General features: G+C 68.7%; 13 protein-coding genes and 1 tRNA gene. 5 read left to right on the top strand and 9 right to left on the bottom strand.

Annotation, left to right across the window (positions count from 1 at the left end; translation table 11 throughout):
* The first annotated feature begins 5 nt into the window (after positions 1 to 5).
* Both OG205_RS24760 and OG205_RS24755 read left to right on the top strand, forming a co-directional pair.
* On the top strand, positions 6 to 377 hold the full coding sequence (locus tag OG205_RS24760) for a VOC family protein (RefSeq protein WP_330270473.1): 372 nt from the start codon (positions 6 to 8) through the stop codon (positions 375 to 377).
* Between the two features lie 13 nt (positions 378 to 390).
* Complete coding sequence (locus tag OG205_RS24755; protein WP_330270472.1) at positions 391 to 1,551, top strand: lactate 2-monooxygenase; 1,161 nt, start codon at positions 391 to 393, stop codon at positions 1,549 to 1,551.
* A gap of 58 nt (positions 1,552 to 1,609) precedes the next feature.
* Here OG205_RS24755 and OG205_RS24750 read toward each other — a convergent pair whose 3' ends face one another.
* Genes OG205_RS24750 through OG205_RS24735 form a run of 4 tightly spaced genes read right to left on the bottom strand, consistent with a single transcriptional unit; the run spans position 1,610 to position 4,716 of the window.
* The gene (locus OG205_RS24750) at positions 1,610 to 2,389 is read right to left on the bottom strand and encodes an ESX secretion-associated protein EspG (protein ID WP_319981813.1); all 780 of its coding nucleotides are present in this window, start codon (positions 2,387 to 2,389) and stop codon (positions 1,610 to 1,612) included.
* A 9-nt stretch (positions 2,390 to 2,398) separates the two neighbouring features.
* On the bottom strand, positions 2,399 to 3,712 hold the full coding sequence (locus tag OG205_RS24745; protein ID WP_330270471.1) for a PPE domain-containing protein: 1,314 nt from the start codon (positions 3,710 to 3,712) through the stop codon (positions 2,399 to 2,401).
* Positions 3,713 to 3,716: 4 nt separating this feature from the next.
* Positions 3,717 to 4,289, bottom strand: a complete 573-nt coding sequence (locus OG205_RS24740; protein WP_330270470.1) for a DUF3558 family protein — start codon at positions 4,287 to 4,289, stop codon at positions 3,717 to 3,719.
* 16 nt (positions 4,290 to 4,305) lie between these two features.
* Complete coding sequence (locus tag OG205_RS24735) at positions 4,306 to 4,716, bottom strand: hypothetical protein (RefSeq protein ID WP_330270469.1); 411 nt, start codon at positions 4,714 to 4,716, stop codon at positions 4,306 to 4,308.
* 147 nt (positions 4,717 to 4,863) lie between these two features.
* Here OG205_RS24735 and OG205_RS24730 point away from each other — a divergent pair, with 147 nt between their 5' ends.
* Positions 4,864 to 5,691: a hypothetical protein gene (locus OG205_RS24730; RefSeq protein WP_330270468.1), complete on the top strand. Its 828-nt coding sequence runs from the start codon at positions 4,864 to 4,866 to the stop codon at positions 5,689 to 5,691.
* Here the strand turns inward: OG205_RS24730 and OG205_RS24725 are convergent.
* The 4 genes from OG205_RS24725 to OG205_RS24710 all read right to left on the bottom strand — a co-directional run bounded on the left by OG205_RS24725 (position 5,673) and on the right by OG205_RS24710 (position 9,796).
* Entirely contained in the window at positions 5,673 to 6,314 is a 642-nt protein-coding gene (locus OG205_RS24725) for a helix-turn-helix domain-containing protein (RefSeq protein ID WP_330270467.1), read from the bottom strand. The genes OG205_RS24730 and OG205_RS24725 overlap by 19 nt on opposite strands.
* Before the next feature lie 207 nt (positions 6,315 to 6,521).
* Positions 6,522 to 6,593: transfer RNA gene (locus tag OG205_RS24720), tRNA-Val, on the bottom strand.
* A gap of 52 nt (positions 6,594 to 6,645) precedes the next feature.
* Entirely contained in the window at positions 6,646 to 8,028 is a 1,383-nt protein-coding gene (locus OG205_RS24715; protein WP_330270466.1) for a carbohydrate-binding protein, read from the bottom strand.
* A 124-nt stretch (positions 8,029 to 8,152) separates the two neighbouring features.
* Entirely contained in the window at positions 8,153 to 9,796 is a 1,644-nt protein-coding gene (locus OG205_RS24710) for a bifunctional 3'-5' exonuclease/DNA polymerase (protein ID WP_330270465.1), read from the bottom strand.
* Positions 9,797 to 9,942: 146 nt separating this feature from the next.
* Here OG205_RS24710 and OG205_RS24705 point away from each other — a divergent pair, with 146 nt between their 5' ends.
* Both OG205_RS24705 and OG205_RS24700 read left to right on the top strand, forming a co-directional pair.
* Complete coding sequence (locus OG205_RS24705) at positions 9,943 to 10,863, top strand: class I SAM-dependent methyltransferase (protein ID WP_330270464.1); 921 nt, start codon at positions 9,943 to 9,945, stop codon at positions 10,861 to 10,863.
* 111 nt (positions 10,864 to 10,974) lie between these two features.
* Entirely contained in the window at positions 10,975 to 13,389 is a 2,415-nt protein-coding gene (locus OG205_RS24700; RefSeq protein WP_330270463.1) for a hypothetical protein, read from the top strand.
* Here the strand turns inward: OG205_RS24700 and OG205_RS24695 are convergent.
* Positions 13,376 to 14,299 (bottom strand): proline dehydrogenase family protein, encoded by a 924-nt coding sequence (locus OG205_RS24695; RefSeq protein ID WP_330270462.1) that lies wholly within the window; start codon positions 14,297 to 14,299, stop codon positions 13,376 to 13,378. The genes OG205_RS24700 and OG205_RS24695 overlap by 14 nt on opposite strands.
* Positions 14,300 to 14,359: the final 60 nt, after the last annotated feature.

The raw sequence follows: 14,359 nt of genomic DNA, 5'->3' as shown, positions 1-14,359 counted from the left end.
CGCGCATGATCACTCATGTGCACTCGGTCACCATCAACGTCCGCGATCTCGACGAGGCCCTGGCCTTCTACGTGGACGTGCTGGGCTGGGAGAAGCGGCAGGACAGCAACGAGGCGGGCATGCGCTGGCTGACCGTCGCTCCTCCCGGCGCCCGGACGGCGTTCGCGCTGACCCTGGCGGACGCGCCGAACGTGTCGTTCGCGACGGGCTGCGGCATCTCGCTCATCACCGACGACGTCGACGGTGACGTCGCCGGGATGGTGGGGAAGGGGGTGCGGGTGAAGGGCGCACCGGAGACCATGCCGTGGGGTGATCGGGCCACCTGGTTCAGCGACCCTTTCGGCAACGAGTTCTTCCTAGTGCAGCTCGCTTCGTAGCAAAGTAGGCGGCATGACCTCCTTCGCCGGGTACCAGAACGAGATCTACCTACAGGGGCTCGGTGGCGCCGTGCCGCCGTTCACCACCGATCCGGACGCGCTGGAGCAGTCCGCGCGCGACCGGCTGGGACCGGGCCCGTTCTGGTACGTGGCGGGAGGCGCGGGCTCGAGCGCCACCGTGCGCGCGAACCGCGAGGCGTTCGACCGCGTGCGGATCGTGCCGCGGATGCTGACCAACGCGACCGAACGGCACCTCGGCGTCACCGTGCTGGGCACCGAGCTGCCGGCGCCGGTGATGCTCGCACCCGTTGGCGTGCAGTCGATCCTGCACCCGGACGGTGAGCTGGCGACCGCGCGGGCGGCGGCCGAACTCGGCGTGCCGATGGTGCTGTCGACGGCGTCCTCGCACACGATCGAGGAGGTCGCCGAAGCGTCCGGCGACGGGCCGCGCTGGTACCAGCTCTACTGGCCGAACGACCCCGACGTGTGCGCGTCGTTGCTGGATCGGGCGCGCAAGGCCGGGTACACGGCGCTGGTCGTCACCTTGGACACGTGGACGTTGGCGTGGCGGCCGCACGACCTGGACCAGGCCTACCTGCCGTTCCTGCGTGGGGTGGGCACGGCGATTCCGTTCAGCGACCCGGTTTTCCGCTCCGGACTGCAGAAGTCGCCGGAGGAGGACCTGCCGATGGCGATCCTGCGGTGGGTGCAGCTGTTCACCGGCACCGACAAGTCTTGGGACCAGCTGGCGTTCCTGCGCGAGCACTGGGACGGACCGATCGTCCTGAAAGGAATCCAGCACGCGGACGACGCGCGCAAGGCCGTCGAGTACGGAATGGACGGTGTCGTCGTCTCGAACCACGGCGGGCGTCAGGTCGACGGCGCTGTGGGCTCGTTGGACGCGCTGCCGTCGATCGTCGAGGCGGTGGGGGAGCAGGTCGACGTGCTGTTCGACTCCGGGATCCGCACCGGTGCGGACATCGTGAAGGCGCTGGCGTTGGGCGCGAAGGCCGTGATGGTCGGGCGGCCGTTCGCCTACGGGCTGGCGCACGGCGGCCAGGTCGGCGTGACGCACGTGCTGCGCAGCCTGCTCGCGGACTTCGACCTGACGCTCGGGCTGTCGGGTCACCGCAGCCCGGCCGACCTGGGGCCGGACGCGCTGCGGTTCTCCTGAACGACGTCGGCCGGGCCGCAGCTGCGACCCGGCCGACGTGGCGGTTCTTCTTCGCCTGTTACGGCATGGTGGCGGTCATTCGCGCCAGCGTGCCGAAGTCGGCCGGCTGCACCCGCAGCCAGCCGTCGCTCTTGGCCGCGAGGTACCGCCCACTCGGAGTGTCGATGTACGTGAGCGGGTTGACGCAGCGCTGCTTGCGACCGAGGTGGTCGCGCTTGGCCGAGAACACCTGACCGCCACCCGTGCGCGGCTGGCTCATGATCTCGTTGAGCTGCGCGACCAGTTGGTCGTTCGGCGTGCTCGTCGGCCTGCTCTGCTGCATGAACGACCCGGTGTCCTCGTAGGACTGCCGCGGCTTCTGCTGCAGCGCCTCCTCGGGCAGCGTGATCGGGTTGCCCCTGCCCGCCGGCGTGGGCGGCAACGCGCCGACCAACGCCTGCGGTGCCTCGTCCGCACGCACCGGTTCGAGCACGAACTGCTGATCCTGCGTGAGCACGATCCGCAGCGCGTCCTGGCCGTTCGACACGACCAGCACGCTCTGCTGCGGACCGTCCTTCAAGCTGAAGAACGCCCAGTACTCCACGCCGGCCTCGACCACGAGCCGCAGCGCGTTCGTCAGATCCGGGTGGATCTGACCACCGCGCGCGAGCCCGTACTGCTCGAGCTGCGCCCACGCCGACCGCTGCAACCGTTCGAGCTCGCTCACGTCACCCGACTCGAGGAGATCCTCGTCGAAGTCGACCTGAGCGATCAGCGCACGGTGCATCGTCGGCAGGCCCGCGGCCTGCCACGCCTGATAGAGCGCCGTGACAGGGATTGCGACCCTGCTCCGCAGCACGATTCCCCCTTATCCGCCGATGACCGGCGGAGCAACCATCGTTCCGTCGCCGAAGATGTCCTCGGTCTCCTGCAGGTAGGACGCGGACTTGTGCTCCTTGTCCTCCTCGCCGTCACCGCGACCGCCACCGGCGCCCATACCTCCGGCACCCGCACCCGCCGCACCACGGCCACCGGCACCCGCCGCACCGGCACCGGACGGCCCGAAGCCACCGGCGCCACCACGACCGTCACCGGCAACACCGGACGCGCCACCGAAGCCGCTGCCCATGCCGCCAGGACCACCCATGCCCTTGGCCGCCGCAGCACCACCGAGGCCGCCACCACCGGGTCCGCCGAGGCCACCGCCACCGCCACCACGACCGCCGCCGGCACCACCGCCACCGCCGCCGGGTCCGCCAAGACCACGACCACCGGGACCGTTGGGTCCACCGGGACCACCAGGACCGCCGGGACGGTTGCGGGGGTTGTTGGGGTCGAGCGGGCCACCGGGACGACGGGGGTCGTTCGGGTTGAACACGCCGTCCGGCGGCTGGGTCGGGACACCGATGTTGGGCGGCGGGCGGCGCCCGCCGTCATCGGTGGGAGGTGGCAACCGGTCGTCGACGCCCGCGGTGCTGGTGTCGTCGTTGGAGCCGGGAGGCTTCCACGACGACAGTTGGCTGTCGTCGGAGCCGTTCCGGTCGCCGCCACCGCCGGGCGGGTTGCTGCCGATGGGAGGCGGCTCACCGTATTTCGGCGGGGTGACCGGCGGGATCGGAGGTTCCTTCTCGCGTTCGATACCGGCGTCGTCGGCCATGGGCGCGATGAACGTCGGCTGGTTGTTCACGGTCTCGCTGACGGCCGCGGCGTACTGGTTGAACGCCCGCACGTTCTGCTCGCTGACCTCTTGGTTCTCTTTGAGCGCGACGTCGTAGTCGGTGTCCCACGGCCGGTAGTCGTTCAGGAACGGCTTGTCGGGGACGGTCGGCGGGTTGGCCATGGCGTTCGCGGCGCTGGAGTAGGCGCTGCCGACAGCGTCCGCGTTGCTGCCCGCCTGCGTCGCGGAGTCGCCGGTGACGGTCGCCCAGGTGGCGAGCGGTGAGGTTCCACCACGCGCTGCGTCGCCCGCAGAGCCCTCCCACGCGGCGCCAGAGTCGCGCACAGCCTTCTCGATAAGCTCGGCGACGCTTCCGTGGCCGGTCGAGAGTCCGTGCCAAGCGTCCGCGGTGATCGCGGTGGTCTGGTTCGGTCCGCTGCCGTTCTGGAACCACTTGTAGATCGTTTCGCCACCCGCGATAGGAAGAAACGCGAAACCGCTGATGTCCGGCTCGTTCCCTGCCATCTCGCTACCCCTTCAAATTTGTGATGATCAGCTGCGCGACCCGCTCGGCTTCCGGGCAGGGCTTCTTCGTCGCACGTTCGGCTGCGGCGCTGGCGATCTGCAGGGTGACCGAATCGGTCTTGGAAATCTGGATCGAGGCCAGGCAGTACGTCTTGCCGTCGGTGCCGTCGGTGGTGATGACCCTTACACCGTCGATCTTCTTGTCTTCGAAGACAGGACGGTCCTTGACTCCCGCGACCTGGGCCTCGAAGTCCTTCCCCGTGGTCACGGTGACTTCGTAACCCGTGTTCTTGGTCGGGCTCTGGCCGTCCCATTTGCACGACGGTCCGAGCACAGCAGTGCCTGGCGTGCCCGCTTTGACGGATCCGAACGTCGCCACCTGATCAGGCTTGAGGATGTCGCAGGGCTTGCTCACGTACTCCGTGATGCTCAGGCCGGACGACGACTCCTCGGACGTGGGTGTGCTGCTCGTCTGACCTGCCCCGGTGTCGGAGGGGGTGGTGGGAGTGCCGCCGGTGGTGTTGCCCGTGCACCCCGTCAGGCCGAACGCGAGGACAGCGGTGAGCAGAGCGGTCATGCGCTTCAAGATCGTGTCAGCCCTTCAACGCGGACGTCGCCGCTTCGTCGGTGGCCCGGTAGTCGGCGAGAGCCTTCTCGATGTTCGCGATGGTCTGCTCCAGCGCACTCTGGGCCTGTTCGTTCGCCCACAGGTAACCGCCGGGCTTGTCACCAGCGGTCGTGCGCATCGCGATGGTGGCGTAGCCGCTGTAGGGGTCGGGACCGGGCGCGCCGCTGAACTGAAGCTGCTCGGCAGTCTTCCTCAGCGTCTGCAACTCGGTGAGGGCCTGGTTGAGCCCGTCGATCATTTTCTGGGCCTGGTCGGGCTCAACGCTGAACTTCGCGACTCCAGCACCACCCGCGCCTGCCGCCGCACCAGCGGCTGCGCCGGCGGCAGCCCCCATCGCCGCGCTCTTGATCGGTACGAGTGCGTCGAACATCAGCATCCTGGCCAGCTCCCCTCAGAACTCCACACCCCTGTTAGAGGATTTTCGCATAGGACCGGTTCCCTGCGGAGTCGAACGGATCAGCTGATCAGGTCACATGGCCGATTCGTTCAAGACCGCGCTCCGTGACCGGCATAGGTTCGGGGCATGATCGAACAGGCGAGGAACTTCCTCTGGCTCAACGCCCGCACGCTGGAACAGCGCTGGTTCGAACACGCTTTCGACGGGGGGAAGGCCGAGCACGTCGTCCAGGCCGTGCTGGCCTACCGCAACGACGACGGCGGCTACGGGTACGGTCTCGAACCCGACCACCGCGGTCCCACCAGCCAGCCGCTGCACGCATTGCGCGCTCTTCAGGTGTTCGTCGAGGTCAACGCCCCGGAGCAGGCCGAATCGATCGTGCACTGGCTCACCGAGACCTGCCCTGACGGCTCGGTCCCGTTCGGCATGTCCACCTCGAAGGACCACCCGAAGGCGCCCTGGGTCGCCGCCGACGACCAGGGAGGACTCCTCCTGACCGCCCAGATCGCCGCCGCCCTCCACGCGCTCGGCACGACCCACCCGTGGCTGGAGAAGGCCACGAACTACTGCTGGCAAGAGATCGAGAAGCTCGAGAACACCCACCCGTACGAGCTGCGTGCAGCGGTGATGTTCCTGGACGAGGTGCCGGACCGGTCCCGCGCCGAACTCGCGGCCGAGAAGCTCAAGCACCTCCAGCCGAGCACCGAGGGCTACGCGGACGGCGAAGCACTCGAGCCTCACACGTACGCGCAGAAACCCTCCAGCCTCGCCTGCGGTTGGTTCACCGAGAAAGAACTCACCGAAGACCTCGACGAACTCGAGCGAGGCCAGCAGGAGGACGGCGGCTGGAACTTCGGGTTCCCCGCCTTCACCCCGGTCGTCGACTTCGAATGGCGTTCCATCGCCACGGTCGACGCGTTGCTCGCCCTGCGTCGCTACGGCCGGATCAGCTGACCCAAAGACACTCCAGCCAACGCACGCACTTCGCGGGCCAGGTGGGCCTGGTCCGCGTAGCCGGCTTCGAAGGCAACGGCGGAGAACGGCACGCCGTCCCAGGCCAGGCGCAGCGCCGCGTCGAACCGCAGTACCCGCTGCAACACCTTGGGCGGATACCCGAACGCGTCCAGGCACCGCCGCCGCAGCTGACGTGAGCTGAGCCCGATCTCCCACGCCGCCGAAGCCACGTCCACAGAACGCAACAACGAGGCCGTCGCGGCCACCGCCGGGTCCACGACCACCCGCGAAGCGCAGAACGCCACCATCTCGGAGAACGACTCGAGCCGCGCGGCAGGCACCAGCTCGGACAACGGCACCCGCAGATCCCGGACGGCGTGCGCGGGCACCCCGAACACCGACGGAAACGCTCCTGGCGGCAACCTCACGCCGTACAACGTCCCGGGAGCGACCACGGCGAGCTGAGCCGAGGTGTCCGGACCGGCCACGAACAAAGCACCGGTGGCGGGCGCCCACATCAGGTCGGTGCAGCCGTCCGGCACCACCCGCTGCACGGTCGGCGCGGGCACCGTGCGCGTCCAGAGGCAGGCCAGACCCGCGGGAGCAGGACGTTCGGCGTACACCGGCCCATTGTCCCAGCTGCACAAGAGGACCGACCTGAACAACGTGATCCCGACCTGCGCGACGTGACCCCGAACTGCGCAACGTGACCACAGGTGGGGGTCCGGGGGCGAAGCCCGCCGGGCGGGGTCTGGGGGTTGCACCCCCAGAAAACACGACGGAGCGAGCAGGTTCGCGCTTTCCGCGAACACAACTCGCCCCGAGTGAAGTGGACGATACTGGGATTGAACCAGTGACCCCTACCGTGTCAAGGTAGTGCTCTCCCGCTGAGCTAATCATCCGTGTCGTACGGATGACATTCTAGCGGACGAACCGACCCCTGCGCTCAGGGGGTCAGAGGCCGAACTTCACCCAGTTCACGCTCACATAAGCCGCCGGCTGGCCGCTCGTGAACGTCACGTACACGTCGTGCGTGCCGGAGATGTTCGAGATGTTCGCGGGGATCGTTCTCCACGCGTCCCATCCACCGGTGTTGCCGACCGCGAACGAACCGGCCGGAGTTGCCGTGCGCGATCCGAGCCGCACTTCGACCAGGCCGCTCACCCCGCCCCCGGCACCGGAGGCCACGCGCGCCAGGAACTGGCGGGCAGGGCCGGAGCCGAAGTTCACGCCAGAGAACTTCAGGTAGCCGCCGTTCGCGATCTGGTGAACGCCGGAACCACCATCCCCAGGCGCCACTGAACCACCGGAGCGTTCCGAGGCGTTCTCCGCCTGCAGTTCGCTGTACGCGGAACCCCCACCGCCGGGGTTCGACGTGGTGGTCGTGGTCGTCGGGGGAGTGGTGGTCCCGCCGCCAGCCGAGTACACGGCCACGTAGTCCACGACCATGGAGTGCCCGGATTGCGTGGCCGCGACAGGGGTCGGCTGGTTGTTGTTCAGCGCGTTCGGGAACGCGCCGCCCATCGCCAGGTTGAGCAGGATGAAGTGCCCGGCGTGCGATGTCATCGCGTTCCACACGTTGACACCGACGCGCGCCTGCGTCACCTGGTGGAACGACTGGCCGTCGACGAACCACGTGAACGTCTTCGCGGCGGCGTCCCACTCGAAGCGGTAGGTGTGGAAGGCGGACTGGCAGGACGAGCCGGGGCACGCCCGCGAGTTGCCGATGCCGGTGAACTCGCCGCAGGCACCGCCGGGAGCGACGTCGCAGTGCAGCACGCCCCAGACGGAGTTGATGCCGTTGACGTTCTCCATGATGTCGAACTCGCCGATGCCCGGCCAGTTCCAGTAGTTGCCGCGGTACGGCGCTCCCAGAGTCCAGAACGCGGGCCAGTAGCCCAGAGCGGCTTCACCGGTCACGTTCGGCATCTGGATGCGGCTCTCGATGGCGAGCTTGCCGCCGGCCGCCGGTTTGAAGTTGGAGCGCTGGGTCTCGATGCGCGCCGACGTCCAGTTGCCCCCGCCGTCCTTCAGGGCGGTGATGCGCAGGTTGCCGGAGCCGTCGAGCTTGAGGTTGTTCGTGCTGTTCGTGTAGTTCTGGATCTCGCCGGTGCCCCAGTTGGCAGGTCCGCCGGGGTAGCCGTGGCCGGTGTCGATGATCCAGTTGGAGCTCGACGGCAGCGATCCGTTGGAACCGTTGAAGTCGTCACCCCACACCTGCGTCCATCCCGCGGCAGGGGGTGGGATCGAAGCGTTGGCGGACATGGCGGCGATCGCCAGGGGTACCGCGGCAATAAGAGCTGTCGTGGCCGCGAGGATGCGGCGTCGTTGCCTCATGCGCGGGTGACCTCCTTGTCACGGGTGCAGTCCATTTATGAGAGCGCTCTCACGGGGTAAGAACAAGCCTCCGTTCGGACTAACGCCCCCAATCGCGCCAGGTTGCGCAGCGTCTCGTTTGGACTCACTTCGCGTCCGCGTAGCAGGTCACGGGCACCGCGTTCATCGGAAACCGCACCGCTGTCCCGCCGAACAGAAGTCGCGTCGCCTCGCGTCCGGCTTCGGCGATCGCCTCGATGACGGCGTCGGCGTCGGCGAGCGGGCAGTGCACGAGCACCTCGTCGTGCTGGAAGAACACCAGGTGCGCGTCGGCGGGCAACCGGCTGCGCAGCACGCCCAGCAACGCCGCCGTCCAGTCCGCCGCGCTGCCCTGGACCACGAAGTTCCGGGTGAACCGGCCCCAGTTCCGCGCCGCCTGCCGCGACGAGCTCGACGACTCGCCCGAGTCGTCGGCGCCCCCGGTCAGCTCCTGCCACGCCGCCGACGGCGTGGGTGACGTGCGGCCCAGCCGCGTGCGCACCATGCGGCCCTGCTCGCCGGCGCGCGCGGCGTCCTCCACGTAGCCGACGGCGATCGGAAACCTCTTGCGCAGCACGGCGAGCAGCGGCCCGGCCTCGCCAGAGGTGCCGCCGTACATCGCCGACAGCATCGCGATCTTCGCGCGTGGCCGTTCGCCCTTGAACGAGTCCTCCGCCAGCGACGCGTAGAGGTCGTCGTCCCCGCAGACCTCGATCAACCGCGAATCTCCTGACAGGGCAGCGAGAATCCGCGGTTCGAGCTGCGACGCGTCCGCCGCGACGAGGCACCACCCGTCGTCGGCGATCACCGCCTGCCGCATCAGCCGCGGAATCTGCAACGCGGCTCCGCCTCGCGACGCCCAACGTCCGGTGACGACTCCACCCACGACGTAATCCGGCCGGAACCGCCCGTCCTGGACCCACGTGTCGAGCCACGACCAGCCGTGCGCCACCCACAGCCGTGCGCGTTCTTTGTAGTCCAGCAACGGTTTCACCGCGGGATGGTCGACGTTCTTCAACACCCACCGCCGGGCGGACGGCACCTCGATGCCCGCCCGCGCGAACGCCCGCACGATGCTGGCCGGCGCGTCCGGGTTCATCTCCCGCCCGCCGAACGCCTCCTGGATCTGATCCGCCAGGTCCTGCAACAACTTCGGTCGCTGGCCAGGCGCGGGACGCGGCCCGAGGACCTCCTCCAGCAACCGGTTGTGCACGTCCTCCCGCCACGGCAACCCGTGGTAGGTCATCTCCGCCGCCACCAGTGCCGACGCCGACTCCGCCGCGATCAGCAGCCCCAGCGCCGGATTCCGTTGCTGCGAACGGAAAACCAGCGACAACGCGGCCAACTCGTCCGTGTCACCCGGCAGCGCCACCGGCTCCGGCCCGAACAACGTCAGCGCGTCGTCCTTCTTGGGCGGCCCGACGTCGGCAGGAGCGGGCAGCCCGAGCACCCTGGCCAACGCGCCGGGCAGTTCCTTCGGCTCGCGATGCCGGCCCTCCACGCCGAGCAGCAACGCCTCGGTCAGGTGCAGGTCCCAGCACCGGTCGACCCGAACCCCGGCGGCCAGCAAGATGGGGTAGATCTCGGACGTGTCCGCCCACACCCAGCGCGGTCTGTGGGCGCGCTCCAGCGACGCGACGGCGGAGGCCGGCGACGAAGCTGTCATCACGGGACCAGAAGGCGTCCCGTCGTCGTGCAGCTTCTGCCACCGCCCGGCACCGTCGGCATCGACAACCAGAGCGACCAGCACACCCAGATTGTGCAGGTCAGGTCTGACAATTTCAGTCCAGGCTGAACCAAAGACCGGAAAGGTTTTCATTCAAACCACAGGTCATCCCCTAGTGGAAGCGCTGCCACAGTGCCAAACCAAGGAACGCTCACCTTGGGAGAGCTCTCATGACCAACGGCAACGCGGCCACCGGCCTGCGCGACCTCAACGCCGGCATCCCCGACGCGGCCCAGATCAAGGGCGCTGTCTCGACGGTCTACGACGACGTGGCGTCGTGGTCGCGGACAGGCGACTTCTGGAACTGGGGCATGCACTGCCCCGAACTGCTGAACGAGCTCAACGGCCTGCGCCCGAACTTCAACGCGGGCGTGAGCGACGGCTTCTCGGAGCAGCTCTACTTCCAGACCCTGCGCGGGCTGCCGTACACGACGAACGACTTCAGGACCCTCAAGGTCCTCGAGGTCGGCTGCGGCATGGGCGAGGGCCTCAACTTCCTCACCCGCCTGGTCGACCCGGCCCAGGCGGTCGGCCTCGACATCTCCGGCGCGGCCATCCGCAGGGCCAACGCGATCCTCGCGCGCGGCGACCGGCTCACCTACGTCGAGGGCGACGCGGAGAGCCTGCCCTTCGAGGACGGCGAGTTCGACCTCGTCATCAACGTCGAGAGCTCGCACAACTACCCCGACGTCGAGAAGTTCTTCCGCGAGGTGGCCAGGGTCCTCAAGCCCGGCGGCCACTTCTCGATCATCGACGTGTTCGACCCCCGCTCCAACCAGCGGTTCAGGGGCAGCCTGCAGCAGAACGTCACCGAGTTCGACTGGATCGCGGAGCGCGACGTCACGGAGAACGTGAAGAGCGCGATCCAGCAGCGGATGGCTCCGGGCAGCTTCTTCCGCAAGGAGTACGCCCGCAAGCAGATGCCGTTGCGGGCCCGGATCATCGGTGGCCTGAACGGCGCGCACTACGCTGGCGCCGACTTCATCGGCCACAAGGACGCGCTGTCGAAGGTGCTGGAGTTCGCCCGCATCCGGACGAAGTTCGTCGGCGAGTACGAGAGCTACCGTCACCACCTGGCCCGTCGCGGGTAGCTGTTGGAGCTTCTCCAAGCCAGTAGGCAATGGAGTGAAGGAAAAACGGGAAAAGGCCACGATGGTGTGGTCTTGCTATCCCTCGCCTGGTCACCGGCCGACTATGAAGCCGTGGACCGAGCACTCAGCGTCGCCGCATTGCTGGATCCCACCCACCAGGTGGTCCCCTTTCACGGCAGAGAATCCGAACTGCGCACACTCACGCTGTGGCGCGACAGCCCCGCGCCGCAGGCGTCTCTGCTGCTGCACGCCCCGGCGGGCGCGGGCAAGACCAGGCTGCTCCAGCACTTCCAGGAGGAGCTCTGGGACGACGACGCGCACGGCAGGCTGCTGGTGATCGACGACGCCGATCGCCTCCGGTGGCAGGACGTCTTCCTGCTGCTGCAGGACACGCTCCGGCACGGGCCGGCGCGCACGCGGGTGCTGCTGGCGGCGAGGACCACGGGCTGGTGGTGGTCCTCCACCCGCCAGCGCATCGCGGACTTCGACCACGAGGTCACCGCCCTCGAACTGGCCTCGACGCTGGACGATCGCGCCGAGTCGTTCACGCTGGCCTGCCAGCACTTCGCCAAGCACCTCACCGTCACCGCACCCGACGAGCCGCCGCCGAACATCGCCGGGGAGACGGTCCTCGACCTGCACATGGCCGCGCTGACCGCGGTGCACGGCGACCCGTGCGACGTGAACCGCACCCAGCTCGTGCGGCAACTCCTCAAACGCGACGACGGCCGCAAGACCGGCCGCATCGCCGAGGACTACCTCGCGGTCGCCACTCCGGACACCCCGGACCCGGACCTGCTGGCCCGCGCCGCCCTGCGCTGGCCGAACCTCAGGCCCAGGCTCGACGAGCTCGTCACGGGCAACCCGGAGATCGTGCGCGACATGGCCCGCGACAGCCTCCGCGTCGCCGCGGAGATCGGGTCGTTCGCCACCTTGGAGACCATCGCCCGCCGGGTCTTCCGCGACGAGCGGTTCGCCACGGACGCGATCCCGTCGATCGTCACCCACCGGCTGATCGACCGCGCCGACGACGTCCTCGAACGCGCCGAGATGTACGGGATGCTCAGCGCCCGCACGATGCTGTGCGGCCTGCGCCAGGAGTCCGTCGAGGCCTCCCAGGCCGAGGTCGAGTGCTACCGCGAGCTCGCGAGGCAGGACCCGGAGAACCGGCCGCTGCTCGCGGACGCGTTGGGAGACCTGGGACTCCGGCTCATCAACGCCCAACGCAACGACGAGGTGCTGCCCGTCTCGGAGGAGGCGATCGACCTCTGGCGCGAGATCGCGGAAGACGACCAGGAGACCATTCCGCAGCTCGCGTCCGCCTTGGAGCAGATCAGCTACCGCTACCAGGCGCTCGGCCGCGACGAGGACGCGATGACCGCCATCAGCCGCGCCACCCTGCTCTTCCAGGAGCTCGCGAAGAACCACCCGGCGCTGTTCCGCGCCGACTTCGCCAGGGTCGCCGCCGCGATGGCCCGCCGCTTCCACGTCGAGGGCAACAGGCAGCACGCGGCCGACTCGATGCAGCTCTCCATCGCGAACTGGCGGGTGCTCGCCCAGGAAGATCCGCGCTTCGAACCGGAACTGGCCCGCAACCTCGTCGCGGCGGGCACCATGCTCGTCGACCTGGGCAGGGCCGAGGCCGCAAGCGAGGCGTTGAAGGAGGCCATCGACCTCTTCCGCCGCCTCGCCGTAGCGAACCCCGAGACGTTCGGCACCGACCTCGCCGAGGCACTCACCCAGCGCAGCCAGGCCTTGAGCGAGCTGGCCGACGACATCGACGCCGCGCTCACCGCCCGCGAGGCCGTGATGCTCTGGCGGGAGACGGGGGATCGCAAGGGCCTGGGCGCCGCACTGCTCAACGTCGCCAAGGTCGTGGGCGACGTCGGCGCGGCCGAGGAAGCCGTTGAGGTGTACCGGGAACTGGCCGCGGAGGACCTCGTCTGGAACCAGGCGGGCCTCGTGATCGCCCTCGCGATGCTGGTCGAGCAGCAGCTCCTGCACGAGCAGGACGCGCAGGCGCTGCACACGGCCGACGAGTGCCTCGACCTCTGCCACCGCCTGCCGTCGCAGCTCGTCGAGTTCTTCGGCGCGAAACTGGCGCCACCGCTGCAGAACACGGCCCGCGCACTGTCCGAAGCGGACCACCACGTCCGCGCGTTGCGGATGTCCGAGTTCGCGGTCGGTGTCTGCCAGGCCCTGAAGGCGAGGACGGCGCCCACCGTCTACCTCTCGGCTCTGCAGCAGCACGTGTGCAGACTCCGTGGTGCGGAACGGAAAGAAGAGGCGCGCAACACCGCGCACACGGCCGTGGTGCTGTGGCACATGGCAGGCCTCGACCTCGACAGCCACGCCGGCTACGGCGACGCGCTGACGATCTACGGAAGGCTGTGCGCGGAGACGAAGTACGAGACGGAGAAAGCACTTCGGCTCACCCACCGCGCGGCTGAAGTCTTCCGCGAGGCAGGTGAGCCGGTGAAGTTGCGGTTCGCCCTCGAAACGGCCGCGGAGCTCAGCTCTTCGTGAGCAGCGAGCGCACGAAGAACGCCACGTTGGCCGGACGCTCCGCGAGGCGGCGCATGAAGTAGCCGTACCACTCGTCGCCGTACGGAACGTAGACGCGCATGCGGTTGCCCTCGGCGGCGATGCGACGCTGCTCCTCGGGCCGGATGCCGTACAGCATCTGGAACTCGTAGGTGTCCTTCGAGCGCGCGGACGCCAGGTCGGCGGCGATCGCGATCAGGCGCGGGTCGTGCGAGGCCACCATCGGGTAGCCCTGCCCCTCCATCAGCACCTTCAGGCACCGCACGTACGACAGGTCGACGTCGTGCTTGTCCTGGTACGCAACGGAAGCAGGCTCCTGGTAGGCGCCCTTGCACAGCCGCACGCGCGAACCGGAGTACGCGAGGTCGCGGCAGTCCTGCTCGGTGCGCTTCAGGTAGGCCTGCAGCACCGCGCCGACCCAGGGGAAGTCCACTCGCAGCTCGCGCAGGATGCCCAGCGTCGAGTCCGTGGTGGTGTGGTCCTCCATGTCCAGCGTCACGGTCGTGCCGACGACAGCGGCGGCGGCACAGATGCGACGGGCGTTCTCCAGCGCGATCTTCTCGCCGTCGATCGCCAGCGACTGACCGACGGCGGACAGCTTGACCGACACCTCGGCGCCCTCGGTGAGCCCGGAGGCCTCGAGTCGTGACAGCAGCGTCAGGTACGCCTCGACGGTGTCGTTGGCCTGCGACTCCTCGAAGGTGTCCTCGCCGAGGTGGTCCAGCGTGACCAGGCGACCGTCACCGAGCACCTCGGCGGTCGCGCGGATCGCGGAGGAGACGTCGGCACCGGCGACGAACCGCTCGACGACGGGCCGGGTCAGCGGCGTCGACTCGACGAGCTTGCGGGCGCTCGCGTTGCGGGCCGCGAAGAGAAGGCTGGAGCGCAACATGGTTCACGTCCTCAGGGTGTGAGAGGTGAGGGGAACGTCCCAGTGCTTGTGGCTCAAGGA

Source organism: Lentzea sp. NBC_00516 (assembly GCF_036346835.1).
GTDB classification, from domain to species: Bacteria; Actinomycetota; Actinomycetes; order Mycobacteriales; family Pseudonocardiaceae; genus Lentzea; species Lentzea sokolovensis.
The sequence above is the reverse complement of the archived record's forward strand: the minus strand, read 5'-3'. Positions and strand labels throughout refer to the sequence as shown.

Bases quoted from the DNA above. Each gene is read 5' to 3' on its own strand.
- OG205_RS24715 (WP_330270466.1), bottom strand. From the start codon at position 8,028: ATGAGGCAACGACGCCGCATCCTCGCGGCCACGACAGCTCTTATTGCC.
- OG205_RS24755 (WP_330270472.1), top strand. From the start codon at position 391: ATGACCTCCTTCGCCGGGTACCAGAACGAGATCTACCTACAGGGGCTC.
- OG205_RS24740 (WP_330270470.1), bottom strand. From the start codon at position 4,289: ATGACCGCTCTGCTCACCGCTGTCCTCGCGTTCGGCCTGACGGGGTGC.
- OG205_RS24735 (WP_330270469.1), bottom strand. From the start codon at position 4,716: ATGCTGATGTTCGACGCACTCGTACCGATCAAGAGCGCGGCGATGGGG.
- OG205_RS24760 (WP_330270473.1), top strand. From the start codon at position 6: ATGATCACTCATGTGCACTCGGTCACCATCAACGTCCGCGATCTCGAC.
- OG205_RS24745 (WP_330270471.1), bottom strand. From the start codon at position 3,712: ATGGCAGGGAACGAGCCGGACATCAGCGGTTTCGCGTTTCTTCCTATC.
- OG205_RS24695 (WP_330270462.1), bottom strand. From the start codon at position 14,299: ATGTTGCGCTCCAGCCTTCTCTTCGCGGCCCGCAACGCGAGCGCCCGC.
- OG205_RS24730 (WP_330270468.1), top strand. From the start codon at position 4,864: ATGATCGAACAGGCGAGGAACTTCCTCTGGCTCAACGCCCGCACGCTG.
- OG205_RS24705 (WP_330270464.1), top strand. From the start codon at position 9,943: ATGACCAACGGCAACGCGGCCACCGGCCTGCGCGACCTCAACGCCGGC.